Below are 24911 nucleotides of genomic sequence, written 5' to 3' on the forward strand. Positions count from 1 at the left end.
CTTGCCACCGAAGAGGGCCGGCTGTGCACAGCCATGCAGGTGGCTCTGTCCGGCTTGGCCGGCGGCGCCGGGATGATGCTGATCAACGGGTAGGCCACCAGTAGCCACGCCAGGACCCGATGAGAGCAACCCGAGACCCATCGCCGGTCAGAGCTGTTCTGCTCGTTCGGGAAGTGCCCGGGAGCTTCGACCGTCCGGCGGATATCCGCGCGCCGATCAACTCGATCGTCTCCGAAGCACCCCCATTCGTCGGTCTTCCGGTCCGAGGCGCGGGCCTCCACGGCCAGTCGGATGACGGGCGCTGGAGGCTCGGGGACTCGTGTCACGGACGGTGCGCCTGTTGCGGGCAGGTCCCGCGGCGAAGGCGCGTCGGTGGTTCTCAGGCGAGGACGACCGGCTTGCCGCTCAGTGCCACACCGGCTTGGCGTAGCTCACTGATCGCGGTGCTGGTGGTGTCGGCGGCAACGCCGGCGGTGTAGTCGAGCAGGACCCGGACGGCGAAGCCCGCCCGTACGCCGTCGAGCGCGGTGGCCTTCACACAGTGGTCGGTAGCGATGCCGACGACGTCGAGATCACTGATGTGGCGGGCACGCAGCCAGTCCGCCAGCGACGTGCCGTCCTGAGCCGAGCCCTCGAAACCGCTCTTCGAGGCGGAGTACGCCCCCTTGTAGAACACGTCGTCCACACCTCCAGAGGTGACGGCGGGCGCGAAGTCCGGATGGAACTCGCTTCCCTCGCTGCCGACGACGCAGTGCTCGGGAAAGGAGCTTTGGAAGTCCGGGTGCTCGGAGAAGTGGGCCCCCGGGTCGATGTGGTGGTCACGGGTGGCGACGACGTGCGTGTAACCCCCATCAGCGCGCCGAACCAGGTCGGCGATGGCCACGGCCCTGCCCGCGCCGCCCTTCACCGGAATGCTGCCGCCCTCGCAGAAGTCCTTCTGCACATCAACAACGATCAATACACGGCGCACGAAAACCCATTCCCTCGGGAGAACCCATTGCCGGTATGGTCGGTCCCTCCGCCGGTGGTAGGCGCGGAACTCGCCACCACTCACCCGACCGGGAAGCATGTGGTGAAGGCGTCCATCTGCGAGTCGAGCACATGGCCGAAAGACGAGCACCTGGCATAGCCGATGCGGTTGTCCACCGGCCGGTGCATCGGGTCGATCGGCCGACCTCGGAACCATGCGGTCGTCAGCCGACAGCCCGCAGAGCCGACTGCGACTGGACCGCAACCGCGGAGCGCTGGGCGCTCTTCAGCCCGACGTGATCGGGAGCAAAACGGGTGGCGCTCGTCCTGAGATCCGTGGCCACACCTCGGCTTCCCCCGTGGCCTCCTGACCTACGACACCGGACAATCAGAGACGTGATCACCCTGCCTGGATCCGCGTCCTGCGGGACTGCGGGGAGCGGGAAGGGCGGTGGGTGTGGAGGACGAGCAGCGCCAGGGCGCCGGTCGCTGCAGACCAGGTGAGGGAGAGCAGGCCGTGGGACCAGGGGGTGTGTGGGGTGAGGGCTGAGCTCAGCGCCAGCTGGTTCACGCCGTACAGAGGAAGCGCGGATACGCCCGCCACATCCATGAGCGTGTTGAAGACGGGATTCTGCAGGCCGGTGTCGACCAGGCTGAGCATGATGATGAGGAAGAAGCCCTCCAGCTCGCCGCGGACCAGAGAGCCGAGCAGAAGGCCGATGCCGCCGTAGGCGAGGCCGGCACCTGCAAGGCCCAGTGCCAGGGGGACCGCGTGCCGTACGGGCAGGGAGACCCACAGCAGGATCGTGGTGTAGAGGGCCAGCAGCACGGCGGTGAGGGCGACGGCGGCAAGCTTCGCCAGCAGCATCGGCAGCCGGGGGTAGCCGGCCAGCAGCAGACGGCGGTCCATCTCCCGTGATTGGAAGGTCTCGGTGAAGGCGATGAAGCCGGCGACCATGGTGATGGCGCCCAGCGCGCTGGCCACCTGGCCGACCTGGCTGGCCGGGGCGGAGACCGGGGTGCTGATGGCGTCCAGCCGGATGCGCACCACCCGGTCGGAGGTGCACAGACGTGCCACAGCGATCCAGACGGGGATGAACGCAACCGCCAGGGCCAAGGCCAGCCGGTTGCGCAGGTGACCCAGCAGAGTGCAGCGCAGCAGTTCGGTGAACGCCGTCCAGGAGAGCCTCAACGGTCGGTCTCCTCGAAGTGCAGATACCCCTGGCGCAGATGAGCGATCGCGTCGAAGTGGTGCAGGTCGTGCAGCAGGTGCGAAACCACGAGGATCGACCGGCCCCGATCACGCAGATCGGTGGCAAGGGACCAGAACCGCTGATGGGTGTCCCAGTCGAAGCCCTGGTAGGGCTCGTCCAGTACCAGCAACTGCGGATCGTGCATGAGAGCGATCAGCAGGTTCAGCTTCTGCCGCGTTCCGCCACTGAGCTCGCCGACCTGCTGTCGCCGGCAACCGGTCAGCGCCAGCAGCTCCATCAGCTCGTCGGCGCGCTCCAGCGTCGGCAGCCGGTAGGCCATCTGGAACAACCGCAGATGCTGTCCGACGGTGAACGCGTCGTTCAGTACCGCCCGTTGCGGGCAGTACCCGACCGCCCCGGTCCTTGTGACCGTTCCGCGATCAGGCGCAAGGTTTCCTACGGCGATCTGTAACAAAGTACTTTTGCCCGCGCCGTTCTCGCCGACGACTCCCACCAGCGTCCCGGCGGGCACATCAAGGTCGACGGCGCGCAGGACCTGCCTGCCGCCGAACGCCTTGCGGACTCCGCGGATCCGCAGCCGGTGGCGCGTCGTTACTACCTGCACATGAGCCCCTCGAAAGATCGGACAGAGGTAACGAGCAGGCCCGGAGGAGAAGCCCGGCACGGAGGCCGGGGCCCCACAGGCTCATGCCTCCCTGACCCGTCCACTGCACCCGGATCGCAACGTCCGGCCTGGGCGCCCCCTGCCCCGGGGGGCGCTGCCGCCCGGTGTCAAACGAGTCCGTACCGCCGGTGTAACGGCGGCCACCCGCTGTTTCCGGTGACGGCATCGGGACTGGTGGGTTCGCGTGTTGAGGTGGCGCATACTCGCGAGCCGCTCGACACGCTGGGCACGGTGGGTGATCGCTCGGGATCGTGGCGGCCGCGGGCAACTACCAGAGCCAGCGGTCGAGTAATCCGGCCCAGCTGAACCCGTGGTAGCCGTCGAACGCAGGTGGATCGATTTTCTTGAGTTCGTCAGTGAGACGCGTGGCCCCATCGGGGACGACACACTCCTCAGTGGCCGCCGGGGCGTATCGGCTCCAGGAAACGCCTCTCAGGCGCCCTCACCCATGTCCGCGCAGGTCACACCCCAGATTCGCGACTCCAGGCGGCGGATTACGCGGAACGCAGGGGAGGGAGCGGGCGGGAGGCGGGGAGCACCTCGGGGGTCGGGCGCGCGCCGGTCCTCTCGCGCGGTCGTCGGGGCCGCGCGCGGCACGGGGGCGTCGCGGGCCCGTGCGGAAAGCAAGGTCAGCGACGGGTGACGACGATGCCGACGGCTGCCATGAGCACCGCCGCCACGCCAGCTGCCACCGTGGGCTGAGCCAGGACGGGGTCAGGGCGGAGTGCTGATAGATCACGTACATCGCAATGCCACTGATCAGCAGGATGACCAGGACGGCCACCAAGCCCAGTAACGCAAGCACATCACCGTTCCTGGACGGTCGGGGTACGCCCGGAACTGGTCGATCGGGGGCGCACGCCATGGCGCAACAGCCCTGCCCACAGGCGGGCCCGGCCAGCCCGGTCCAGGGCCTCGTGGGCGGCCAGCAGGCCGCTGGTGACCGCGCCGAGGAAGCCGCCGGCCAGGCAGTCCTGGCCCGAGAGGTACAGGCCCTTGACCTCGGTTCGTGGGCGCAGCCAGTCCGCCAGGCCGGGGCGGTGACCGTCGCCGAAGCCGGCCACGTCCTTGGCCAGCCCGTACAAGCTGCCGCCGGGCCAGCCGGCGAAGTGCTCGGCCGTCAGCGGGGTGCCGAGCTCGTGGTAGGCCACCCGGCCTGTAGTACGGGGCAGATGGCGGTGGAGTTGGTCAAGGAGCTGTGCGGTGAGCTCGGCTTTCAGGGACAGGTAGGCAGGGTCCCGGTGCCGCCATCGTGAACCGTGGAATGGCTCGAACAGCTCTGGCCGTACGTAGGTCAGGATCTCTCCGGTCGACCGGCCGGGGTGGCGCGTGGTCCAGGTCGGGTCCTTGGCGCAGGAGAACGAGAAGAAGTAGCCGCTGGTCCGCCCGCCCGTGCCGTCGAAGAGGGCGTCGCAGTCCTCGTCGGTCACCATCAGGTTGTGCCGCGGCAGCCCGAGTTCCGCGGGGTCGCCGTCCAGTCCGAGGAAGAGCACCACGAACGGGAATCCGCGCCGCATGCCATCCAGCCGGTCTGCGATGCGGTCGGGTTGGCGTGGCAGCAGGGTGCGGTACGTGTTCTGGGCGCCTGCCGCGCTCACCACCACCGGAGCCCGCACGCGGGTGCCGTTCGCCAGCACCACGCCCGTCGCGCGCGACCCGTCCAGCTCGATCCGGGCCACCGGCGCCCGCACGAAGACCTCGCCGCCGGCGGCGCGGATCGGTTCGAGCATCGCGCGTGCGATCTCGGCACTGCCACCCACCGGGTACCAGGCACCGGTCCGGAAGTGCTCGAACAGCACCGCGAGGAGGAAGAACGGCAGCCTTGCCGTGGAGTCGGCCAGCAGCAGCGCGCTCGGGGTGAGCACAGCCTGCCGCAGCCTCTCATCGCGAACCAGCCCTTCCACCACCTCCCGGGCCGGACACAGCGCCTGGGGCGGCACGGCCGTCGCCCGCAGGACCCGGGCCAGCCGTCGCACCACCGGGCCTGTCAGCCGTCCCAGAGCGAGCGCGGGCAGGACCGCCCGGCACCGCCCGATCAGCCCGAACAGCGCCTCGATGCCCGCTCGTTCGGCCGGGAAGCGCGCGATCAGACCGGACCGATAGGCCGAGAAGCCGACCGGCGCCTGGTACACCTCCCCGCCAGGCGGTACTCGTCGTACGGGTCCCCCAGCGGGGCCCATTGCAGCGTGCCGCCGGTCAGATAATCCGAGAGCACGCGGACCGGCTCTCGCTCCGTCAGCTGTCCCACGTAGTGGATTCCGACGTCCCACTCCCAGCCGCGTCGCCGGTAAGCGTGGGTGTAGCCGCCCGCGGTGTAGTGCTGCTCGAACACCGCCACCCGCCGGCCCTGGCGCGCCAGGCATACCGCGGTGGTCAGCCCGCCGGCCCCGGACCCGACCACCGCCGCGTCGTACTCGTCCGTCAGCCCGCCCGCCGCCAACGGCCGGCCCACCAACACGCGATCCGTCACAGCCACCACCTTCGCTGCAGTTCTACATGCCTACATACACCGGGAAAAACGAGCTGTTCGCCCCCAGTCACGCAACCGCATCGCTGCGGACCACGGCCTGTGGCTGGCCGAGGCATCCGGCTCGGGCCATGGCCGGGAGGAGCTCGGTGCCGGCCATGTGGAGCCACGCACGCGGTGGTGCTCGCGGAAAGCCGCCGACCCCAGCACCTCGCCGTGTACGCGCTGGTGCTCGCGCGGTATCTGACCTCCTTGTCGGTGGTGGGCATCCCACCTGCCGAGAAGTCGCCCCCGACGACGGTGTCTGCGCTGCCGGGGTCTCCCATCCCCGGGAAGCCTCCCCTACGCCGGCTCCACAGGTGGCAATCTGGGGGATCTGCCCCGGCGGCTCTCATCAGCCTCGCGAGCGCCCTGCGGTCTTTCCCGAGCTGAGCGCGCGGTCGCTCGGGACATCAGGGTGCGGTAGCAGACCTTCCCGCTGTGCGCGAGAGGGATCTCGTCCACCACCAGGAGACGTTCGGGGTGTTTCCGGCGGGCCAGGCCACGGCCCCCCAAGTGGGTCGTGAGGTCGGACAGCGTGGGAACGGGTGTGCCCGGGACCGGGCGGATGCAGGCGCACAGTCGTTCCCCGAGGTCCGGATCGGGCACCGGGACGCAGACCGCCTCGGCCACCGCTGGATGGGTGCCCAGTTCGCGTTCGACCTCGGCGAGACTGATGTTGAGACCGCCGCGCACGGCGATGCGTTTGAGCCGGCCCAGGACGTGCAGTCTTCCGTGCTCGTCCAGCCGGCCGAGGTCGCCCGAGCGCACCCAGCCGTCGGAGGTGCGGTAACGGGTGTCCAGTTCAGGCGCGTTGACGTAGCACAGCGGCGTCATGGGGCCCAGGGCCTCGATCTGACCGGTCCGCCCGGTGGGGAGCGGCGCGCCGTCGGGTCCGGTGATCCGGATGCGGGCCACCGCGGGGTCCGGAGTGCCGACGCTGTCGCACGGCGGGGTGCGTTCTCCGGCCGTGTGGCAGTTCACGCCGTCCGACGAGCCGTACACGGTCACCACCGGGCGGCCGAACCGTTCACGGCATGCCTGGGCGGTGGCCGCCGGCAGAGGGGCGCCGCTGGCGACAACAGCGCGCAACGACGATGTGTCCTCGTCCGGCCGCGCCGGGAGGTCGGCGATGCGCCGGAGCATGGTGGGCACCGCGAAGAGGTGGGTGGGACGATGCTCGGCGACCATCCGCAGCGCTCCGGCCGGGTCGAAGGCCGACTGCACGATGAGGGTGCCGCCGAGGGCGGCGAGGGTGACCGGTGTGCCCAGGGAACCGAAAGAGGAGGCCAGCGGGACGAGGACCAGGTGGCGGGGCGGCACCGTGGTGTCGGGGTGCAGGCTCCCCACGTACCGGGTACGGCCGCCGGCCAGGGCGTGATGGCTGTAGGCGACCATCTTCGGCTCGGCTTCGGAACCGGACGACACCAGGATGCGGGCGGGCCCGTACGGGTCGGCCTGCCGCGGCCGCCAGGGCCAGGCCGCGGTCAGCGAGGAGTGCAGCCCGTGCGTCCGTCCGTCACCCGGGCCGGGGGCGAACACGGTGCGCAGATGCGGAAGATCCGCGACGGCCTGTGCCCGGCAGGCCGATGTGAGGACGGCGCCGCGGGCCCGCGAGCGGGCGAGCAGCGCCCGGACGTCCCGGTCGTCGCCGCCCGCGGGGATCGGGAGGGCCACCGAGCCGATCGCGTAGACGGCTAGTTCCGCGGCCACGGCGTCGCGTCCGTTGGGCAGCAGGAGCGCCACCACGTCCCCGTCTCCCAGGTCCTCCTGGGCGAACAGGACGGCGATCCGGCGCACTTCGGCGTCCAGCGCCGCGTAGGACAGCACTCCGGCGTCGTCCACCAGCGCCTGGCGGTCCGGGTGTTCGCGGACCCGGCCGGTGAACAGTGCGTAGAGGTCGGTGTCCGGGCACAGGCCCGCCGTCACCCAGGCACGTCGTTGGGCGCGGGGCACCAGATCCGGGAAGCGCACTCCGGCGCGTGAGGTCCACACCGGCTGCCCGCCCCGGCTCGCAGACGGGGCAATACGGTGCCGGGTCGCGGGGGCAGCTGTCATGCGAACTCCCAGGGAGCGTGCGGGCGTGCGTGTCCGGTGGAAGGATCAGGTGGTGCGACGGCCGCCCGGAAGGCCGGGTCGCGGGCCAGAGCCGTCAGTTCGGTGAGTACGGGGGTCGCGGTCAGACCGGCCTCGGCCAGCCGTACCGTCCACTCCTCCGTGCTGCGGCGAGCGAAGCGGGCCGCGAGGTCCTCGGCGGCCATGGGGCCGACGCCGTCCACCACGCGGAGCACCGCCTCGGGGCACGCCCGGGCCTCGGGACCGAGGTACAGATGGCCGTCCGCTGTGCGCAGCGGCCGGTCCAGCGCCGTCCAGCGGGGCCGGTGCGCGGAACGGGGGACGAGAGCGGCCGCCGAGACCAGGGAGCAGTCGACGCGGCTGCCCCGGCCGGTCGCCTCCCGAGCAACCAGCGCGGCCAGCACCCCCTGGGCGCACACCAGCCCGCCGAGCACGTCGGTGAGGGTCATCAGGGAGGGGGCCGGGGGCTGGTCCGCCGGCCGTACCGCCGCGGCGAGGCCGCTGTGCACCTGGGCGAGGTAGTCGGTGCCCAGGGGCGGCGGCCGGTCGCCGAAGGCGTCCCCGAAACCGGATGCCCAGGCGTACACCAGGGCGGGGTGGCCGGGCAGCAGGTCGGACGCGTCCAGGCCGAGCCGCGCGGCTTTTCCGGGGGCCCAGTTGTGCAGGAAGACGTCGGCCTCGGCGGCCAGCGCGCGAACCATGTCCCGGCCCGGCGCGGTGGTGAGGTCGGCCTCGACCACCGGCTTGCCCGCGTTGAGAGCCGAGAACCGGGCCGAGCAGTCCCCCGCCAGCGGAGGGAGCCAGCGCATCGGATCACCGCCGGGCGGTTCGATCCGGACCACCTCGGCACCCAGCATCCGCAGGACATGCCCGGCGAGCGGGCCCTGCACCCTGCGGGTGGACTCCACCACCCGCAGGCCCGTCAGCGGCAGGACGGCACCGGAGAGCGGGACGGCCGGGCGTGGGCCGTGCACGGCGGTGTCAGGGTGCGCCCGGGCCCTGGGGAAAGGTGCCGGTCCCGGAGTGAGGCACCAGGCGGCCGGGCGAACCGCGGGGGCCGGGTCGGAGCCGACGGTGAGGAGGCTGACGCCGGTATGGTGCGCGGCGGCCCGCAGCTCCGCCAGCGTGCGGCGGCGGGCGGCCCGGCGCAGCTCGTCGGGCAGCGGGCAGACGGCGGTGGCGAACCGCTGCTGGAACGGCAGCCAGCCACGGCCGGCGAGCACGGGGGCCACGCCGAGCCGGACCCAGAACTCCCGCCACGCCAGGGGGTCGAGGGTCTCGACCTCTACTCGGGCGTCGTCGGACGTCTCCAGGGTCGCCAGACCGCCCATCGGCAGCGCGTCCGGTCCGGCCGTCGACGGAGCCGGCGAATCCGGCTCGGGCGGACCCGAGTTGTCGCGGGCCGTCTCGGCGGCGAGGTACTGACCGACCGCCAGAAGCGCCCCCTGCGCCACAGAGGTCCGCACCTCGCACAGGTCAAGGCCGCGGGCCCGCGCGACGCGGAGAGCGGTGACGCCCTCGGCGGCGAGCACCCCCGCCACCACCGAGGCGTAGTCGACGGCCAGCGGAAGCGGCCCGCCCGTCGCCCGGCCGTGGACCTGCATGAGACCGCAGGCGGCCTGTACGGCGCGCTCGTCCGGCAGGTCCGCACCGACCGGCCCCGCCCAGTCGACGGTGTACCGCGGCGTAGCCCGGCCTGGGCCGCTGGTCTCCGGCAGGTCCCGCGCGGCATGCCGCAGCAGACGGCCGGCGATCGCGGCAGCGACGTCCGGCCGGGCCGCGGCGCGCAGGTGTGACGTCACGATCGCCCCCGGCCGAGCCGGCGGCCCTGCACCGAGTACAGGACGCTGGATGCGGCGCGGAAGGACGGGTCCTGCATCAGCCGTCCCACGCGGTCCAGGTCCTCCTGGGTCATGCCCTGTTCCGTCAGCCGGTCCCGGAGGTTGCGGGTGTGGTTCAACTGAAGTCCGAGGCCGGGGTCCTGGGCGTGCCGTACGCCGATGTGGAGGTGGACGTCGATGGCGGTCAGCCCCGCCGCCCGCACTGCCGCCGGCACCTTGCGTCCCCAGTGCGGATCGCCGCCCGCGGCGCGCAGCGCGCCAGTCTTGGCCCGCAGGAACCGGACATAGAGCGCCTCCGCCTCCGCGTCCGGGGTCAGCAGCGGCGGCTCGTAGGAGGCGTCGAGCTCGTCGATCTGCAGCAGGCCGCCGGGCTTGAGAGCGCGCACCAGCTTGTGCAGGACGGCGTCCCGGGTGGGTAGGTGCTGCAGGACCAGGCGGGCCACCACCAGGTCGTAGGCCGCCTCCGGCAGCGGGTCGCGGGCCACGTCAAGGGCGGCGACCTCCAGGCGCGGGCCGGGTGCCAGGTCGCGCGGGTCGAGGTCGGTGGCGAGCACCGAGCCGCCCGGTGCCACCCGGCCCGCCAGCCAGCGCGCGATGCTGCCGCCGCCGGCGCCGACCTCCAGGCAGTGCCAGCCCGGGCCGACACCGGTGGCCGCCAGGCGGGGCAGGGTCACCGGATCGTAGGCGGCAGCCAGGCAGGAGTGCTGGTCGCGGCTGTGCGCGGTGCCGTTTCCGAAGACCGCGTGGGTGCCCTCCCGGACGGGAGCGGGCTGGGACACGGTGTGGCTCCTCTCATGAGAACGCTGCCCGGCCAGGCCCGGCGTCGTCAGGTGCGGCCCGGACGGGGCCATGCGGCCGACACCGGCGGGTTCGACACCGTCGGCACGCGCCCGGTGGGCGAACGCCGGCCGGGGCGGGAGCCGGCCGCTCCGGCGAGACCTGTCATCGGAGCGGCCCGGACAGCCGCCGCCGGACAGCGGCCCCGGCAGGCCGACGCCGTCGAACGGCCCGGGCCGGCCGGCCGCGTCGAACGGCGCCCCGGTCACGTCCACCGGCCGGTGCCGGCGGGTGCGGCGCCGGTGAGCTGCCGGGCCAGGGCCGCGCGGCGGACCTTGCCGGTCCCGGTGCGGGGCACCTCGTCCCAGGTGAGGACGGTCGGGTCGCGCAGCGCGGGCAGTCCGTGCGTGGCCTGTTTCCAGGCATCCGGGTCCAGTCGGCCGTCGGCGGTGACCACGACGGGCAGCGGGTCGCCGTCCGGGGCACCGAGGATCACGCATTCCAGGGCCTGCGGCAGTCGCTGCTCCAGTACGTCTTCGGTCCGCAGGCAGCTCATACCGGGCAGGGCGTCGACGGCGCGGTCCAGGATGCTGACACTGCCGTCGCGGTGGTGCACGCCCATGTCGCCCGTGGACCACCAGTCGCCGACGCGTTTGGCGTCCCAGCGGTCCTGTTCGCCGACGTATCCCGAAGCGAGGGCCGAGGTGCGGACGAGGAGCAGGCCGGGACGGCCGCGCGGCACCGGGCGCAGCGTGTCCGGGTCCACCGCGCGCAGCCGGGTCCGGCCCGGCACGGGACGGCCGAGCCGGCGCGCCGTGGTCTCCGCGTCCGGCGCGAGCGCGGAACGCCGCGTGTGGAAGCGGAAGGTCAGCGGTCCGGTCTCGGTCTGGCCCCAGCCCTGCATCCACAGCGGGCGGGCGCGGCGACTGGCGGACAGGTACGCGCGCAGGGCGGGCGGGTGCACGGCGTCGTAGGTGCTGATGTACAGGCGGACGTCCCGGAAGGGGTTGTCCAGCCGGGTGGTGAGCGGCCGCAGCCGGATGTAGGAGGCGGGCAGGGCCTCGACGACGGTGGGCGGGTGGGCCCGCAGGAGCGGGTCGGCGGCCTCCGGGTCGTTTCCGGTGAGGATGAGGATTTCGGCGGGCGCGAGTGACACGACGACGGCCGTCCAGCAGAAGGTGCGTCCGTGTCCGTACGCGCTGGCGTTGGCCAGGACGTCGTCCGGGCGGATGCCGATGCCCGGGTAGCGCACCGCTTCGAAGCGGGCCAGCTTGTGCACGAGTGTCCGCGTGGAGTGGACCACCAGCTTGGGCAGGCCGGTCGACCCCGAGGTGTGATGGATGACAAGCGGTTCGTCGTCGTGGCGCCGCACCGGTACGCGGGGCGGGACGCGTCCAGCGCGGCCAGGTGGGCCGCGCCGGACGCGACGGAGTCGACGGTGACGACGATCCGGGCCGGTTCGCCGGCGGCGGTGTCCCGGCAACGGGCCAGCACGGCAGCGGTGGTGACCAGCGCGGCGGGCCGCAGCCGCTCCAGCAGGGTGACGAGGTTCGCGGTGTCGAGGCGGGCGGACAGCAGCGCGGGTACGGCGCCGAGGCGGACCGCGGCGCAGGCGAGCAGGTCGTAGTCCCAGTGGTTGTCCTTCACGATCGCCACGCGGTCCCCGGGCCCGACCCCGGCGTCGGCGAGGCGGGCCGCGGTGGCGCGGACCAGGCCGGCGAGTTCGGCGACGGTCCACCGGGTGCCCGCGCGGGGGGCGATGTCGAAGGGCCGGTCCAGGTGGACCACGGTCCGGGCGCCGCCCGCCGCCGCCTCGTCGAACAGGGTGCCCATGTCATGCGGTCGCACGGATCTCCTCCGATCGGTCGGGGTCGGCCGGAGTGTTCCGTCCGAGCCTGCTCAGGACGCGGGACGCGGACAGCGCGCCCGCCCGGACGGCTCCTTCGGAGGCAGGCCGCAGCATGAGCCAGTCGCCGGCGTACTCCACGGCGCGCGCTGGCCGGGAGAGGAAGCCGGCGCGTTCCCGCAGGGCCTGGGGTGTGGCTTCCGGCAGACCGTGCCGGAAGGCGTGCACGAGACGGTGGCGGCAGGCGCCGGTGATGCCCGGGACATAGCGTTCCGCCGCGCGGACGAGGAGCTCGGCGGCCTCGTCGGGAGGGGCGTCCAACAGCGCGCGGACTCGGTGTGGAGCGGCCACGAGGGTGACCAGGCCCCGGCCCGCGGGGGCCCGGCCGGGGTGCTTGGCGTGGTCGACGACGACGCCGGAGAGCACGTCCTCCTCGGCGGCCGGGGTGAGCAGGATGTGCACCGGCCGCCGGGCGGCGGGGGCGAGAGGGCGGTCCAGCAGGCAGCTGACCTTCAGCATGGGCGTAAAAGTGCAGGAGGTGAGGAAGGGCTGCTCGTCGGCGGGAGCGTCCGGCCGGAGGGCCGCCGCGACGGGTGCCGGTACGGCGAGCACGGCGGCCCGCGCGGTGACCTGCCCGTCGTCGAAGCGCAGTACGGCATGCCCACCCGCGTCGGTGACCTCGCGTACGGCCCGGTCGGTGACGACCTCGGTGCCGGTGGCCAGTCGGCGGGCCAGGAAGTCCATGCCGTCGCGGTAGGTGCGCCAGGCGGCGGTGGAACCGGCCTCCAGCAGCAGGCTGACCATGGGGGCGGCCGTCGACCGGGCGGTGTCCCAGCCGAAGAAGCAGCCGGCGACCGGCTGGAAGAGGTAGTCGTGCAGGTCGCGGTGGTAGCGGGCTGCCACCTCCCGCACGGTGGCGGCGCCCAGCGGACTGTGCTCGGGACGGTCGCCGTCGAATCCGGCGCGGCGGCGGCCGGTCCAGGCGGAGAAGGCGGCCAGGTCGAGCCGCGCCCGGGGGGACAGGCCCGCTCCGGTGACCACGGCCGTGCTCTCGCCGACGCCCAGGTGGGCGCGTCCGCCGCGCCAGACGGCCACCCCGCCGCCGACCCGGGGCACGTCCGCGGGAGTGACCCGCAGTCGGCGCAGCAGCTCCCAGGTCCCGCGGTAACCGCGGGACGGGACCTGCTCGGCGCCCGTGTCCACCGTCCAGCCCTCCTGGCGGATGCTGCGCATGCGGCCGCCGACCTGCGGCAGTTGCTCGTACACCCGGACGGCCAGCCCGGCGCGGCGCAGTTCGTGGGCGGCGGTCAGGCCGGCGATGCCCGCGCCGACGACGGCGACGTCGAGATCGGGCTTCATGCGGCGGCTCCCGTTCCGACGACGACGTTGGCCACGGTCATCAGCACCACGCTCAGCCGGTGCACCGCGAAGCCCGTCCGGCGGGCGGTCATGATGTCGCCGCGGACGAACCCGGTCAGGTACTGACGGGCCCGCAGCGCGGTCGCCGGCAGCATCAGCAGCACAAACCACCAGGGGGCCACCCCGGCGGCCGAGGCGACCGCGCCGATGAGGAACTCGGCGACCGACAGGGCTCCGATGAAGACGGCGTTGCCCCGCTCGGAGACCAGGGCGGCCACGGTCGGGCGGCCTACGGCCCGGTCGCCGGCCACGTCGTTGGTGTTGGAGTAGACCCCGAACATCAGCGGCCCGAACCCGAACAGCACCGCCTGCACCATCAGGAAACCGGAGAAGCCCCCCGTCACCAGGCCGTACGGAACGATCACCAGCACGGCACCGAGGGCTACCAGGAACACCTCCTGGAAACCGTGGTAACTGATCTTCAGCCCGTACGAGTACTGCAGCGACACCGCGAACAGCGCGCCCGCCGTCACCAGCGCCCACAGCGGGTGGTGCGGCGCGATCGCGGCGGCGCCCGCCCACAGCACCGCCCCGGCCGCCGCGCAGGCCCAGGCGAAGCGCAGCGCCTGGGGCACCGTCAGCGCCCCGGCGACCAGGGGTTTGCGTGCCTTGTTGCGCAGCGGGTTGTCAGGGGCGTAGTTGGCGAGGTCGCTGCCGTCCCGGAACCCGGTGACGTCGTCCAGGGCGACCATCGCCATGAGGACCGCGACTTCGCCGGCCAGGAACATCGCCATCACCAGTGCCTGGCGGGCGGTGAAGGCGCCGGCCGGGAACAGCGCGGCGGTCAGGGCGAGGAAGATGCCGAGGTAGTAGTCGTACACGTCCAGCTTGCCGAGCCGCGCGTACGTGCGCAGCCGACTGTGGCCGTGGGCGGTCGCGGCGGGACGGCCGGCCGCGATGCTGTCCGTCATGGGTGACCTCTTGGGGGGTGTCTGCGTCCGAAGGGGGGTGCCGCTCGCCCGGGCAGCGGGATGGGCCAGGCGGGCGGTCGCGGGTCAACGGTGTCCGAGGCGGGCGGCCGCTCGTCAGCGGTGCTCGGTGGCGAAGGCGCACACGAGGTCGGCGACGTGCTCGACCTGCGCGTCGGTCAGCAGGTGATGCACCGGCAGGGCGAGATGGCGGCGGGCGGCCTGTTCGGCGCGCGGCCAGCGGGCACCGGGTGGCGCGTAGGGAGCGAAGGCACGATGGGCGGGCAGAGGATGCGGATAGTAGACGTGCGTGGCCACCCCCACTCGGCCAGGTGGGCGCCGAGAGCCTCCCGGTCCTCGGCGAGGACCGTGTACACGTAGAAGCACCGGCCGTCCGGGCCGGGCGGCGGCGGTGCCACACCACGGTCGGCCAGGGGCGTGAAGCGTTCGGTGTAGTACGCGGCGATCTCCGCCCGCCGCGCCAGCCGCGCCGGGAAACCGGCATAGCGGTACGTCTGGAAGGCGGCCTGGATCTCGTCGAAGCGGCTGTTGAGTCCGACGGCGTGGTGGACGAACCGCTGTCCGGCGTACTGGCCGTGGTTGCGCAGCATCCGCACCTTCTCGCCCAGTGCCGGGTCCCGGGTGACGACCACGCCGCCCTCGCCGGGCATGCCGCAGGTCTTGACCTGCACGAAGGAGTAGAGCCCTGCCTCGCCCCACAGTCCGGCCGGGACACCCCGCAGTACGCCGCCCTGGGCGACCGCCGAGTCCTCCAGCAGGCGCAGTCCGTGCCGCCGGGCCAGTTCGGCGAAGCGTGGCATGTCGGCCATGACGGAGAACATGTGGGCCGGCATCACCGCCTTGGTCCGCTCGGTGACGAGCCGCTCCGCCTCGTCCGGGTCCATGGTCATGGTGTCCGGCCGGATGTCGGCGAAGACCGGTGTGGCCCCGACATCGACCACAGAGGCGGCCAGGGGCGCGCAGCCGAACGCCGGCACGATCACCTCGTCACCGGGGCCTACGTCCATGGCCCGCAGCACCAGCGAGAGCGCAGACGTGCCGCTGGAGCAGGCGACCACGTCGGCGGCCCCCAGATCCTCGCGCATGAGGTCCTCGAGGGCGGCGGTGCGCCTGCCCAGGATGAACCGCTGCTCCGGGTCGAGGCCCACCTCGCGGACCAGCCCGATCAGTGCGGAGCGGTCGGCTTCGAAGAGGGCGGGAGGGAAGAACGGGACGGCGGGAGGGAGCGATGCGGTCATGCGGTCGTCCTCGTTCCGGCGAGGAAGGAGCGGATGGTGTCGCAGACGCGGTCCAGGTCGTCGGATCCGAGATCGGGGTGGAAGGGCAGGGCGACGGCGTGCCGGGCCGCCGCCTCGGCGTGGGGGAACTCGCCCTGCCGGTGGCTCAAGTGCGCGAGGGCAGGCTGGTGGGGCAGCGGCACCGGGTAGTAGACCTCGGTGCCGATGCCGTGCCGGTCGAGGTGGTCGACGAGGGCGTCCCGGTGCTCGGTCTCGATCAGGTAGACGTAGTACACGTCTCGGTCGTCCGGTGTTCCGGCGGTGGTCCGCGGCAGGCGGATGATCCCCGGCGCGTCCCGCAGACGGGCGGTGTACGCGTCCGCCAGTCCGGCCCGGCGCGCGATGTGCTCCTCCAGGAGGGACAGCTTGGCGAGCAGGACGGCCGCCTGCATGTCGTCCATCTTGCTGTTCGCGCCGGGCAGGGCGCTTTCGGTGGAGATGGCCGGGAAGTTGTTCAGCGTGCGGCCCGTCCTGCCATGGTGGCGCAGCGCCGCGACGGTGGCCGCCACCTCCGGGTCGTCGGTGAGCACGGCTCCCGCGTCGCCGAGCGCGCCGAGCGTCTTGGAGGGGAAGAACGACAGGACGCCGCCGACCCCGTGCAGGCCCGCGTGCACTCCGTGCCGGCGCATGCCGATCGCTTCGGCGCTGTCCTCGACGACTGTCAGGCCGTGCTGCCGGGCGACGGCGGTGATGGCCGCCATGTCGGCCATCGTGTGGAACAGATGCACCGGCATCACAAACCGGCTCCGCGGAGTGACGGCCGCCTTCAGCGCCGCGGGGTCCATCGCGTACGTCTCCGGATCGATGTCGACGAACTGCGGTGTCCCGCCTGCCAGTACGACGGCCGAGGCGGTGGCGAAGAAGGAGTACGCCGGCACCAGGACACCGTCGCCGGGGCGCACTCCGGAGGCGCGCAGCAGCAACACCAGCGCATCGGTACCGCTGTTGACGCCGATCACATGCCGGGCGCCGGTGCAGTCCGCGAGCGCCGCCTCGAGCTGCCCGACCTGTTTTCCGTGGGAGAACTTGCCGCTGTGGAAAACGTCATCCAAAGCCTTTTCAATGGATGGCCACAGTCGATCGAAAGTCGCGGCCTGGGAGAAGAAGGGAATTCGATCGGCCGTTCTCGCCGCGGTCGGTAATACATCCCCGGTGCGCGCCGGAATCTGTCCACTGGAAGGCAATCTCTCACCTGTCTCCGTCGTGTCAGTGGAATGACCACGCTAGTCAGACTTTCGGTCGACGGAGAGAGGAAAGGATCATCTTCACACGTTCTGGGGAATGGCGTTCCGAACGTCTTGACCATTTCCGCACGATGCCGCAACAGTGGTGCGGCCCATTGGAGTTGTGCGCGGGGCAGCGAATTTCGCGCGCCCGTTTCCTTCCCGCCCGTTCCCCTCTCAGGAGGCCCTGTGCTGCAGCCCCTCGTGGTCGGGCTCGGCCGGTCCGGATCAGGACTGCATCTGAACACGCTCGGCAGTCTGGCCCGGCGGACCGCGGCCACGGGAGATCCGCTCGTCGCTCTGCCCGCGGTCGGCTGCGACCCGCGCGCCGACAGTCTGCGGCTCCTGGGCACGCCCGGCGAGATCACGGCCGTCACCACGCTGGAACAGGCCCTGCGGTACGTGGACCCCGCCACCGCGGTGGTCCACGTGTGCACACCGCCCCGGCTGCGCTACGACCTCCTCGCGGAACTGGCCGGACACGGCTTCCGCCGGATGATCGTGGAGAAACCCCTCGCCGCGTCCGCGGACGAACTCGACGCTCTGATCAGGCTGCGTCAGGAGGCCGGGCTCGATCTCGTGGCCGTCGCCCACTGGATCACCTCCCGGCTCGCCGGCCGGTTACGCCGACTGGTGAGCGGCGGACGGCTCGGCTCCCTGCGCCGTATCACCGTCGACCAGCACAAGCCCCGCTTCCTGCGGTCCCTGGCGACTGACGGGCATCCGTCCGCCCTGGACGTGGAGATCCCCCACTCCCTGGCGCTCGCGCTCGATCTCGCCGGGCCGGCCGAACTCCGCGCCGCGCGCTGCTGGGACCTGCGCTGCGAGGACCGTGGACTGCCCCGCCTTGGCGGCGCGCACGTCGAACTGGAGCACCGTTCGGGCGTGGTGACGCTGCTGCGCTCCGACCTCGGCGCACCCGTCCGGCAGCGCAGCGTCGTCTGCGAGTTCGAAGGCGGGACGGCCACGGCCCACTTCCCACTCAGCGAGGACGACGACCACGCGCAGTTGGTCGTCGACCCCTTCGACCGCGGTACGGCTGCCCCGCCGTCCGGAGTCCTCGACGCGGACGGAGTGCCCGGGATCGGACACCACATCTTCCGGGACGACGCCTTGACCGACTTCCTGGACGTCGCCTACCGCGGCTTCTCCTCCGGCGCCGGGGGCGTCGGGAACTTCCCGCTCGCCTGCGCGACCGCCCGGCTGCTGTGCGCGGCCCGGGAACACTGCGCCGTCACACCGCGCGCCGGCGCCGGGAGCCGCTGACATGTCCCGGCACTGCGCCGCCGGATCCGGCGTCCGGGGGTTCGGGCCGCTCACCGGCATCGGCGACGAGGCGGCACCCGGCACCGACGGGCAACTGGCTGCGCTGCGAAGGCTTGGCTGGAACGCCATCGAACTGCGCACGGTCGACGGCACAGCTCTCGCCGACCTCTCCGCGGCCGCCTTCGGCACGCTGGCCCGGCGGCTCGCGGACCAAGGCGTCACCGTGACCGCCGTCGCCTCCCGGATCGGCAACTGGTCCCGCCCCATCACCGGCGACCTCGGCCAGGACCTGACGGAACTAGACGTCCTGGCCGAGCGTTGCGCCACCCTCGGCTGCCGACTGGTGCGGATCATGTCGTACCCCAACACCGGCCTGGCGGAGACCGAGTGGGCCGACCGCGTGCTGGCCCGCACCGCCGTCCTGGCGGACCGCGCCGAGCGCGCGGGCCTGGTGCTGGTGCACGAGAACTGCGCGGGCTGGGCCGGTGACCGGGCCGACCGCGCTCTACGACTGCTGCGCGCCGTGGACAGCCCGGCCCTGCGGCTGCTGTTCGACACCGGCAACGGCGTCCCCTACGGCTACCGCGCCCCGGACATGCTCCGCGACCTCGCCCCGTACGTCGTCCACGTGCACATCAAGGACGCCGTCCGCACGCCGGACGGCGGCACCGCCTACACCCTGCCCGGCGAGGGTGAGGCCGGGGTGGCGGAATGCCTGGAGTTGCTGGCCGCCCACGGCTACACCGGAGCGCTCTCCCTGGAACCCCATCTCGCCGTGCGCCCCCACGAGGGGCTGGCCCGGGCCGGTGAGGACGCCGCCGACCTGTTCGTACGGGCCGGACAGGCGCTCGCCGGGCTGCTGGGCGCCGGACAGCCGGTCACCGGCCCGCTGGACGGCTCGGCGTGAGCGGCCTGTTCACCGAACGGTACCGGGAGTTGCTGCTGAACCTGCTACGCCTGCCGAGCGTCAACCCCCTGGAGGCCGGCCCGGACGATCCGCCGTCCCGGCTGCCCGAGATCCTCCAGCGGTACGCGACGGCCGCCGCCGAAGCGGGGTTTCGCACCGTCCGCCTCGCCAGCCCGCCCGCCGCCTGCCTGGACCATCCGGGCGTGCCGTCCACGGTCCGCGCCGCCGCCCGCGATCCGCGCTTCCTCGCGGACCAGCCCAGTCTGCTGCTGCGACTGGGACCCGAGCGTTCCCGTGCGCACACCGTGATGTTCAACGTCCATCTGGACACCGTCGCCGGACACGCCCCGCCCGTCTTCGACGGCGTGCGGTTCACCGGCCGGGGCGCGGTCGACGCCAAGGGGCCCGCCGTGGCCCTCCTCGCCGGGCTGCGGGCCGCCGCGTCCCACCCCGCCGTCGGACGGGACGTCACCGTCCTGCTCCAGGCCGTCGCCGGGGAGGAGGGCGGTGCCCTGGGCACCTACGGCACCCGCCCGCTGCTGGAGGCCGGGCACCACGGCCGACTCAACGTGTTCTGCGAACCGACCGGACTGCGCGCGCTGCCCCGGGCCACCGCCGCGATGACCGCCCGGATCACCGTCGAGGGCGCGGACTCGGTGGACGACCATCCCGACGCCGGACACAACGCCACCGTGCTGCTGGGATTCCTGGCACAGCACCTCGCCGCCCGCCTGGACGGGGCCGTACCCGGTACGCGGGTGTGCGTCGCCGGACTGCACACGGGCCGCACGCACAACCGCGTCCACGGCACCGGCACCCTGCTGATGAACCTGTCGTACCGCCGCACCTCCGACGGCGACCGCTTGAAGACCGAGGTCACCCGGCACTTCGCCGACGGCCTGCACCGCTTCACCGAACTCTTCGCCCATACCCGCGAGTTCGCCCGCACCGCGCGGGACGCGGCACGGATCATCCGGCTCGGCTGGGATAAGGAGGGCCTGCCCGCCCTGGACGACTCCGACCCGTGGGCCGAGGAACTCCTGGCCCGCGCAGGAGCCCGGACGGCGGCCGGCGACCCCGGCTTCACGTGCGACGCCATCTGGGCGGCCGGTCTGGACAACGCCTTCACCACCGTCCTCGGACCCGGCTGTCTCGCCGCCAACCGCGCCCACGCGCCCGGCGAGTTCGTCGACCTCGCCGACCTGGAGGAGTTCGCCGGCGTGGTCCGCCGGCTCGTCACACTCTTCGCCGAGGCGCTGCCGGCGGCGTCGGCGCAGCGACCTCCGTAGAGCACCACACCCCCAACCGAACGACCCGCGAAGACAACTGGCCCGCCCCGTAAGGAATCCCGTATGACGGCACCCACCGCCCCGCGAGCGGCGGTCGAGCGCACAACGGTCCTCGTCGACCATGCGGAGCTGCACGCCTCGCTCACCGGCCTCTTCACCGGCCACGGCATCCCTGACGCGCGGGCCCGGCTCGCCGCGGACGCGCTGTGTCACGGCGATCTGACCGGGCTCGACTCGCACGGCGTGTTCAACCTCACCCGGCTCTACCTGCCGTTGCTGGAGTCCGGCCGTTGCGACCCCCGCGCCCGACCGGAGACCCTCACCGACCTGGGCGCCTGCGTGGTCGTCGACGCTCGACGCGCCCTGGGCCTGTGGGCCGCGGCCGAGGCCATGGACGACGCCGTGGCACGGGCCGGACGGCACGGGGTCGGGCTGGTGTCGGTGCGCGGGGCGACCCACTTCGGGTGCGCCGGCTTCCACGCCGTACGCGCCGCGCACGCCGGGATGATCGGCGTGGTCGCGAGCAACTGCGGCGGCCAGCGCATCGCACGGCCCCCGGGCGGCGCGGTGGCGATGCTCGGCACCAACCCGCTGAGCGTCGCCGCGCCGGCCCTCGACGGACACCCCTTCCTGCTGGACATGAGCACCACCGTCGCGCCCACCGGGCGGGTCCGCGTCGCCGCCCGCCGCGGCACCCCGGTGCCCGCCGGCTGGCTGGAGGACGCGGCGGGCGCCCCGGTGACCGACCCGTCCGCCTTCGACCGCGGCGAGGCCTTCCTGCGCTGGCTGGGCGGCACGGCCGAGACTGGCGTACACAAGGGCTACGGGCTCGGCATCGCCGTGGAACTGCTGGCCGCCGTGGTGTCCGGCGCGGCCGTGGGGCCCGCGCCCGCCGCGTTGGAAGGCGACGGCCGGCCGCACGGCAGCGACGACGGCATCGGCTTCTTCCTCCTCGCGATCGCCCCGGAGGTGCTGCGCCCCGGCGCGGACGTGGCGGCCGCGACCCGGTCCCTGTTCGGCACACTCGCCGACTGCCCGCCGGTGCCCGGCGGTGAGCCGGTGCGCTATCCGGGCTGGCGGGAGGCGGAACTCGCCGCCGAGCGCCGCCGCCACGGCATCCCCCTACCTGCTCACCTCCATGCGGAGCTGACCACCCTCGGTCTGCTCGGCGGTCCCGGGAGCCCGCGATGACGCGGCCCTTGCAACTAGGCGTCGTCGGTCTCGGCGCCATCTCTCCCTACTACCTGACCGCCGCGGAGCGGCTGCCCGAGTGGCGGCTGACCGCCGTGTGCGACGCCAGGGCCGAGGCCCTGGAGCAGTTCCCGGGCCCGGTGGCACGCTTCAGCGACCACCGCACGCTGCTGGACCGGGCGCGACCGGACGCCCTCGTCGTGGCCGTGCCCAACGACGTCCACCTGCCCCTGTGCCGGGACGCCCTGGCCGCCGGCGTCCCGGTCTGCGTCGAGAAGCCCCTCGCCCTGACCGCGGCCGAGGGGTCCGTGCTGGTGGATCTGGCGCGGCGCTGCCGGGTCCCGCTGATGACGGCGTTCCACCGCCGCTACAACGACGCCGTCCGCGCACTGGCACGCCGGACGACGGGCCGGGAGATCCGCTCCGTCCGGGTGCGCTATCTGGAGCGCATCGAGGAGCATCTCGGCGGCGAGGACTGGTATTTGGACCCGGCCCGCTGCGGCGGCGGCTGTGTCGCGGACAACGGCCCCAACGCCCTCGACCTGGTGCGGCTGCTGCTCGGTGAACTCTCCGTCACCGGCTGCGAGATCCGCCGCGACGGCTCCGGCATCGACCGTCAGACGGTGATCCGCCTGCGTGGCCGTACGGGAACCACGGCCTCAGTCGAGCTGGACTGGTCGTACCCGGGGGAACTCAAGGACATCGAGGTGGAGCTGGCCGGCGGAGAGGTGCTGCACGCCGACATGCTGGCCGGACACACCGGCTTCAAGGCGTCGCTGTGGCACGAGTACGAGGCGATCCTCACCGAGTTCGCCGCGCTCGTCCGTACCGGTGCCCCGGCCGGCCCGGGGGCGCACGGTGGCCTGACCGCGCTGGAACTGGTGGAGGCGGCCTACCGCTGTGCCCGGCCCGCATGGGATGCGACGGCGACGGCGGCGGAGGCGGACCGGTGAATCCGGCGGAGGACGGCCCGAAGCGCGTGGTGCGCGGATCACTGGTCAAGGTGCTCGTGCACCGCCGCACGGACCGCGGCATGCGGTTGGAGGAGCACGCGGCACGCTGCGTACGCCGGGGCGAGGTGCACGAACTGGTCACCACCGACCAGTGGGACCCGCACCCCGGCGCACGGATCGACCGGGTCGGTTTCCTGGGCTTCACCGAGTTGCTGTGCGGCGGTGTGATCGACCGGGGTGATCTGGTCCGGATCGGGGACACGACGGTCGGCACGGTGCTCGGCTTCGACGCCTGCCACCTGCCGAACCACTACAACATCCTGATCCACGCGGCGCGTCCGGTCAGCGGCAGGGACCTGGGCCTGCGGCCGGAGACCGCCGTCACCTTCGTCCAGGGCCGGGCCGGGGATTAGGGCACGGTTTCCGCGCCGCCCGGTGCCTGAAGGGCCTCTGGTCGCGCACCGGATGGCCCCGGCCCGGTGAACGGGCGGCGCCATCCGGTGGCGGTGGAGCCCGGGTGGTTACCCACCCGGGTCACAGCTGCCGCTCGGCAGGTCAGCCGAGCAGGTCGACCTCCAGGCTGCCGAAGTGGAAGTCACGGACGACCTGCAGCAGTTCGTCCTCGGACAGCCTTCCGTCGCCGTTGGTGTCCACCTTCTGGAACATCTTCCCGGCCTGGGAGGCCGGCACGCCGACGGCGGACAGCCACGCCTGGAACTCACGGGCGTCGATCTCACCGTCGTGGTTGTCGTCGCACAGGCGGACCAATGCCTTCACGATGGGAGAGAGCGCACGGTTGAAGCTCGCCTCACCCTCCTTGAACAGCAACTCCCCCGTGGCGTCGAGGAACTGCTCCCGGCTGATGGCGCCACCGGGGACGCCGGCCTTCTGGGCGAGGTGCTCGTACAGCCCCTGGAAGGCACTGTGGAGCTCCTGCACCTCCGGGGAGTCGGCGCTCTTGCCGAGGTTCTGGGCGATCCGGGCGGCCTCGCCCTGGAAGTCGCTCGCCTCCAGGACGCCGTTGCCGTCGGTGTCCCACTTCTCGAAGCGCTTCACCAGGCGGTCGTTGGCGACAGCGGTGCTCATGTGTCTCTCCTAGTCTCGGACGGTGTCCGATGATGTCGAGTGGTGTCGGGTGGATGACGGACCGCGGCACCTGGGCAGGGCCGCGACCGCGCAGGGCGGTACCGCCCTGCGCGGGCTCTGGGGCCGGCGACGGCCGGCAGGGGGACGCCGGCTCAGGCCGGCGCGAGGAGGCTCCGGCTTAAGCCGGAGCGAGGGGGTCAGAGATGGGTGACCCGGCTGCCCACGGCCGTGCCGCGGGTGTCGAGCAGGGCGCAGCGAGCCTGGCCCAGTGCTTCCCTGGCGTAACAGGCGTGATCCTGCAACAGGATCGCCACATCGGCCTGGGCCATGGCTTCCTGGAGGTTCTCGGCGCGCCGCAGAGACCGGCCGCCGACAGTGAACTCGGCTACGTACGGGTCGTGGTAGTACACCTCGGCACCGGCGGCGAGCAATCCTGCCGCCACCGGGTGCGCCGGCGTCTCCCGGACGTCGGCCACATCCGCTTTGTAGGTGATTCCGAGGAGCAGGGCCCGTGCGCCCTCAGAGCGGCCCCGGGCATCGGTGAGCAGGGCCAGCGCTCGGTCCACGACATGGTTCGGCATGCGGCCGAGGACCTCGTGTGCGGCTGCCAGCGTGCGGAAGGCGAAGCCCTGGGATTCGGCCCGCGCGGTGAGATAGCGGGGGTCGACGGGAATGCAGTGCCCACCGACGCCGGGCCCGGGCCTGAAGGGTGCGAAGCCGAACGGCTTGGACGCGGCACAGTGCAGCACGTCCCAGATGTCGATGCCGGTCTCGTGGCAGAACAGTGCCACTTCGTCGACCAGGGCCATGTTGACGTACCGGTAGGTGTTTTCGAGAAGCTTGGCCATCTCCGCCTCCCGCGTGCCGCGGGCGAGGACGAGGTGGTCCACGAACCGGGAGTAGAACGCGACGGCGTACTTGGCGCACAGAGCGCTGCAACCGCTCACGACCTTCGGCGTGTTGCGGATGGTCCACGTCTCGTTGCCGGGGTCGATGCGCTGCGGCGAATACGCCAGGTGGAAGTCCTCGCCCGCCTGCAGCCCGCTGCCGTGCTCCAGCAGCGGCCGCACGACGTCCTCCGTGGTGCCGGGATAGCTGGTGGACTCCAGGACGACGAGCATGCCGGGGCGCAGCCGGGCGGCGACGGCCCGGGATGCGTCCTCGACCGCGGACAGGTCGGGTAAGCCCTCCGGTGTGAGTCCGGTCGGCACACAGATCACCACGGTCTGCGCGCCGTCCAGGACCGCTGGGTCGGTCGTGGCATGAAAGCCCGCGTCCAGCATGACCGCGACCTCGCCGTCGAAGACTCCGCCGACATGGGAACGGCCTGCGGCGAGTCCCGACACCACCGTGCCGGACACGTCGTACCCCATGGTCGCCAGACCTGCCGAGACCGCGGCTCTGGAGAGCGGCAGCCCGACATGCCCCAGCCCGATGACGACGAGATCTGTGGCCATGTGCGTACGTTCTCCTGAGTG

Annotated in this window: 21 protein-coding genes and 2 pseudogenes; 6 read left to right on the top strand and 17 right to left on the bottom strand. The window is 72.7% G+C overall.

What is annotated here, in order from left to right; all coding sequences use genetic code 11:
• Positions 1–379 precede the first annotated feature (379 nt).
• The 15 genes and pseudogenes from OHO27_RS10130 to OHO27_RS10200 all read right to left on the bottom strand — a co-directional run bounded on the left by OHO27_RS10130 (position 380) and on the right by OHO27_RS10200 (position 16570).
• A complete protein-coding gene (locus tag OHO27_RS10130; RefSeq protein WP_328422421.1) occupies positions 380–970 on the bottom strand; it encodes an isochorismatase family protein in 591 nt (196 codons plus the stop codon).
• Positions 971–1369: 399 nt separating this feature from the next.
• Positions 1370–2161, bottom strand: a complete 792-nt coding sequence (locus tag OHO27_RS10135; protein ID WP_328422423.1) for a hypothetical protein — start codon at positions 2159–2161, stop codon at positions 1370–1372.
• Positions 2158–2760 (bottom strand): ABC transporter ATP-binding protein, encoded by a 603-nt coding sequence (locus OHO27_RS10140; RefSeq protein ID WP_328430398.1) that lies wholly within the window; start codon positions 2758–2760, stop codon positions 2158–2160. Before OHO27_RS10140 ends, OHO27_RS10135 begins: the two co-directional genes overlap by 4 nt.
• An 893-nt stretch (positions 2761–3653) precedes the next feature.
• Positions 3654–4979 carry a phytoene desaturase family protein gene (locus OHO27_RS10145; protein WP_328422425.1) on the bottom strand — a complete coding sequence of 442 codons (1326 nt, stop codon included), beginning with the start codon at positions 4977–4979 and terminating at the stop codon, positions 3654–3656.
• Positions 4934–5317 (bottom strand): FAD-dependent oxidoreductase, encoded by a 384-nt coding sequence (locus tag OHO27_RS10150; RefSeq protein ID WP_328422427.1) that lies wholly within the window; start codon positions 5315–5317, stop codon positions 4934–4936. The genes OHO27_RS10145 and OHO27_RS10150 overlap by 46 nt, the downstream gene beginning before the upstream one ends.
• A 339-nt stretch (positions 5318–5656) precedes the next feature.
• Positions 5657–7411, bottom strand: a complete 1755-nt coding sequence (locus OHO27_RS10155) for a class I adenylate-forming enzyme family protein (protein WP_328422429.1) — start codon at positions 7409–7411, stop codon at positions 5657–5659.
• Positions 7408–9231, bottom strand: coding sequence for a CoA transferase (locus OHO27_RS10160; RefSeq protein WP_328422431.1), 1824 nt, complete (start codon positions 9229–9231; stop codon positions 7408–7410). The genes OHO27_RS10155 and OHO27_RS10160 overlap by 4 nt, the downstream gene beginning before the upstream one ends.
• Positions 9228–10049, bottom strand: a complete 822-nt coding sequence (locus OHO27_RS10165; RefSeq protein WP_328422433.1) for a class I SAM-dependent methyltransferase — start codon at positions 10047–10049, stop codon at positions 9228–9230. The genes OHO27_RS10160 and OHO27_RS10165 overlap by 4 nt, the downstream gene beginning before the upstream one ends.
• Before the next feature lie 263 nt (positions 10050–10312).
• Entirely contained in the window at positions 10313–11419 is a 1107-nt protein-coding gene (locus OHO27_RS10170; RefSeq protein WP_328422435.1) for a fatty acid--CoA ligase family protein, read from the bottom strand.
• A 116-nt stretch (positions 11420–11535) separates the two neighbouring features.
• Positions 11536–11880, bottom strand: a pseudogene (locus OHO27_RS10175) (AMP-binding protein); the annotation flags it as partial.
• Position 11881: 1 nt separating this feature from the next.
• Positions 11882–13252, bottom strand: a complete 1371-nt coding sequence (locus OHO27_RS10180) for an FAD-dependent oxidoreductase (protein WP_328422436.1) — start codon at positions 13250–13252, stop codon at positions 11882–11884.
• Positions 13249–14223 carry a UbiA family prenyltransferase gene (locus tag OHO27_RS10185; protein WP_328422438.1) on the bottom strand — a complete coding sequence of 325 codons (975 nt, stop codon included), beginning with the start codon at positions 14221–14223 and terminating at the stop codon, positions 13249–13251. Before OHO27_RS10185 ends, OHO27_RS10180 begins: the two co-directional genes overlap by 4 nt.
• 114 nt (positions 14224–14337) lie before the next feature.
• Positions 14338–14607, bottom strand: coding sequence for a DegT/DnrJ/EryC1/StrS family aminotransferase (locus tag OHO27_RS10190; RefSeq protein WP_328422441.1), 270 nt, complete (start codon positions 14605–14607; stop codon positions 14338–14340).
• 2 nt (positions 14608–14609) lie between these two features.
• A pseudogene (locus tag OHO27_RS10195) lies at positions 14610–15479 on the bottom strand (DegT/DnrJ/EryC1/StrS family aminotransferase); the annotation flags it as partial.
• The gene (locus tag OHO27_RS10200) at positions 15476–16570 is read right to left on the bottom strand and encodes a DegT/DnrJ/EryC1/StrS family aminotransferase (protein WP_328422443.1); all 1095 of its coding nucleotides are present in this window, start codon (positions 16568–16570) and stop codon (positions 15476–15478) included. The pseudogene OHO27_RS10195 and the gene OHO27_RS10200, both read right to left, overlap by 4 nt.
• A 360-nt stretch (positions 16571–16930) precedes the next feature.
• Between OHO27_RS10200 and OHO27_RS10205 the strand changes: the two genes are divergently transcribed.
• The 6 genes from OHO27_RS10205 (at position 16931) to OHO27_RS10230 (ending at position 22760) form a co-directional block, all read left to right on the top strand.
• The gene (locus OHO27_RS10205) at positions 16931–18007 is read left to right on the top strand and encodes a Gfo/Idh/MocA family protein (protein ID WP_328422445.1); all 1077 of its coding nucleotides are present in this window, start codon (positions 16931–16933) and stop codon (positions 18005–18007) included.
• Between the two features lies 1 nt (position 18008).
• Positions 18009–18914, top strand: a complete 906-nt coding sequence (locus OHO27_RS10210) for a sugar phosphate isomerase/epimerase family protein (protein WP_328422447.1) — start codon at positions 18009–18011, stop codon at positions 18912–18914.
• Complete coding sequence (locus OHO27_RS10215) at positions 18911–20203, top strand: M20/M25/M40 family metallo-hydrolase (protein WP_328422449.1); 1293 nt, start codon at positions 18911–18913, stop codon at positions 20201–20203. The genes OHO27_RS10210 and OHO27_RS10215 overlap by 4 nt, the downstream gene beginning before the upstream one ends.
• A 63-nt stretch (positions 20204–20266) precedes the next feature.
• A complete protein-coding gene (locus OHO27_RS10220) occupies positions 20267–21394 on the top strand; it encodes an Ldh family oxidoreductase (protein WP_328422451.1) in 1128 nt (375 codons plus the stop codon).
• Entirely contained in the window at positions 21391–22347 is a 957-nt protein-coding gene (locus tag OHO27_RS10225; protein ID WP_328422453.1) for a Gfo/Idh/MocA family protein, read from the top strand. Before OHO27_RS10220 ends, OHO27_RS10225 begins: the two co-directional genes overlap by 4 nt.
• A complete protein-coding gene (locus OHO27_RS10230) occupies positions 22344–22760 on the top strand; it encodes a DUF6917 domain-containing protein (protein ID WP_328422455.1) in 417 nt (138 codons plus the stop codon). The genes OHO27_RS10225 and OHO27_RS10230 overlap by 4 nt, the downstream gene beginning before the upstream one ends.
• A 142-nt stretch (positions 22761–22902) precedes the next feature.
• Here the strand turns inward: OHO27_RS10230 and OHO27_RS10235 are convergent, their stop codons facing one another.
• Complete coding sequence (locus tag OHO27_RS10235) at positions 22903–23433, bottom strand: EF-hand domain-containing protein (protein ID WP_328410053.1); 531 nt, start codon at positions 23431–23433, stop codon at positions 22903–22905.
• Positions 23434–23630: 197 nt separating this feature from the next.
• Positions 23631–24890, bottom strand: a complete 1260-nt coding sequence (locus OHO27_RS10240; RefSeq protein WP_328422457.1) for a nucleotide sugar dehydrogenase — start codon at positions 24888–24890, stop codon at positions 23631–23633.
• Positions 24891–24911 lie beyond the last annotated feature (21 nt).

This window comes from Streptomyces sp. NBC_00443, assembly GCF_036014175.1.
In the GTDB taxonomy this organism is placed as follows: Bacteria; Actinomycetota; Actinomycetes; order Streptomycetales; family Streptomycetaceae; genus Streptomyces.

Bases quoted from the DNA above. Each gene is read 5' to 3' on its own strand.
- OHO27_RS10225 (WP_328422453.1), top strand. From the start codon at position 21,391: ATGACGCGGCCCTTGCAACTAGGCGTCGTCGGTCTCGGCGCCATCTCT.
- OHO27_RS10210 (WP_328422447.1), top strand. From the start codon at position 18,009: ATGTCCCGGCACTGCGCCGCCGGATCCGGCGTCCGGGGGTTCGGGCCG.
- OHO27_RS10180 (WP_328422436.1), bottom strand. From the start codon at position 13,252: ATGAAGCCCGATCTCGACGTCGCCGTCGTCGGCGCGGGCATCGCCGGC.
- OHO27_RS10240 (WP_328422457.1), bottom strand. From the start codon at position 24,890: ATGGCCACAGATCTCGTCGTCATCGGGCTGGGGCATGTCGGGCTGCCG.
- OHO27_RS10155 (WP_328422429.1), bottom strand. From the start codon at position 7,411: ATGACAGCTGCCCCCGCGACCCGGCACCGTATTGCCCCGTCTGCGAGC.
- OHO27_RS10185 (WP_328422438.1), bottom strand. From the start codon at position 14,223: ATGACGGACAGCATCGCGGCCGGCCGTCCCGCCGCGACCGCCCACGGC.
- OHO27_RS10235 (WP_328410053.1), bottom strand. From the start codon at position 23,433: ATGAGCACCGCTGTCGCCAACGACCGCCTGGTGAAGCGCTTCGAGAAG.
- OHO27_RS10220 (WP_328422451.1), top strand. From the start codon at position 20,267: ATGACGGCACCCACCGCCCCGCGAGCGGCGGTCGAGCGCACAACGGTC.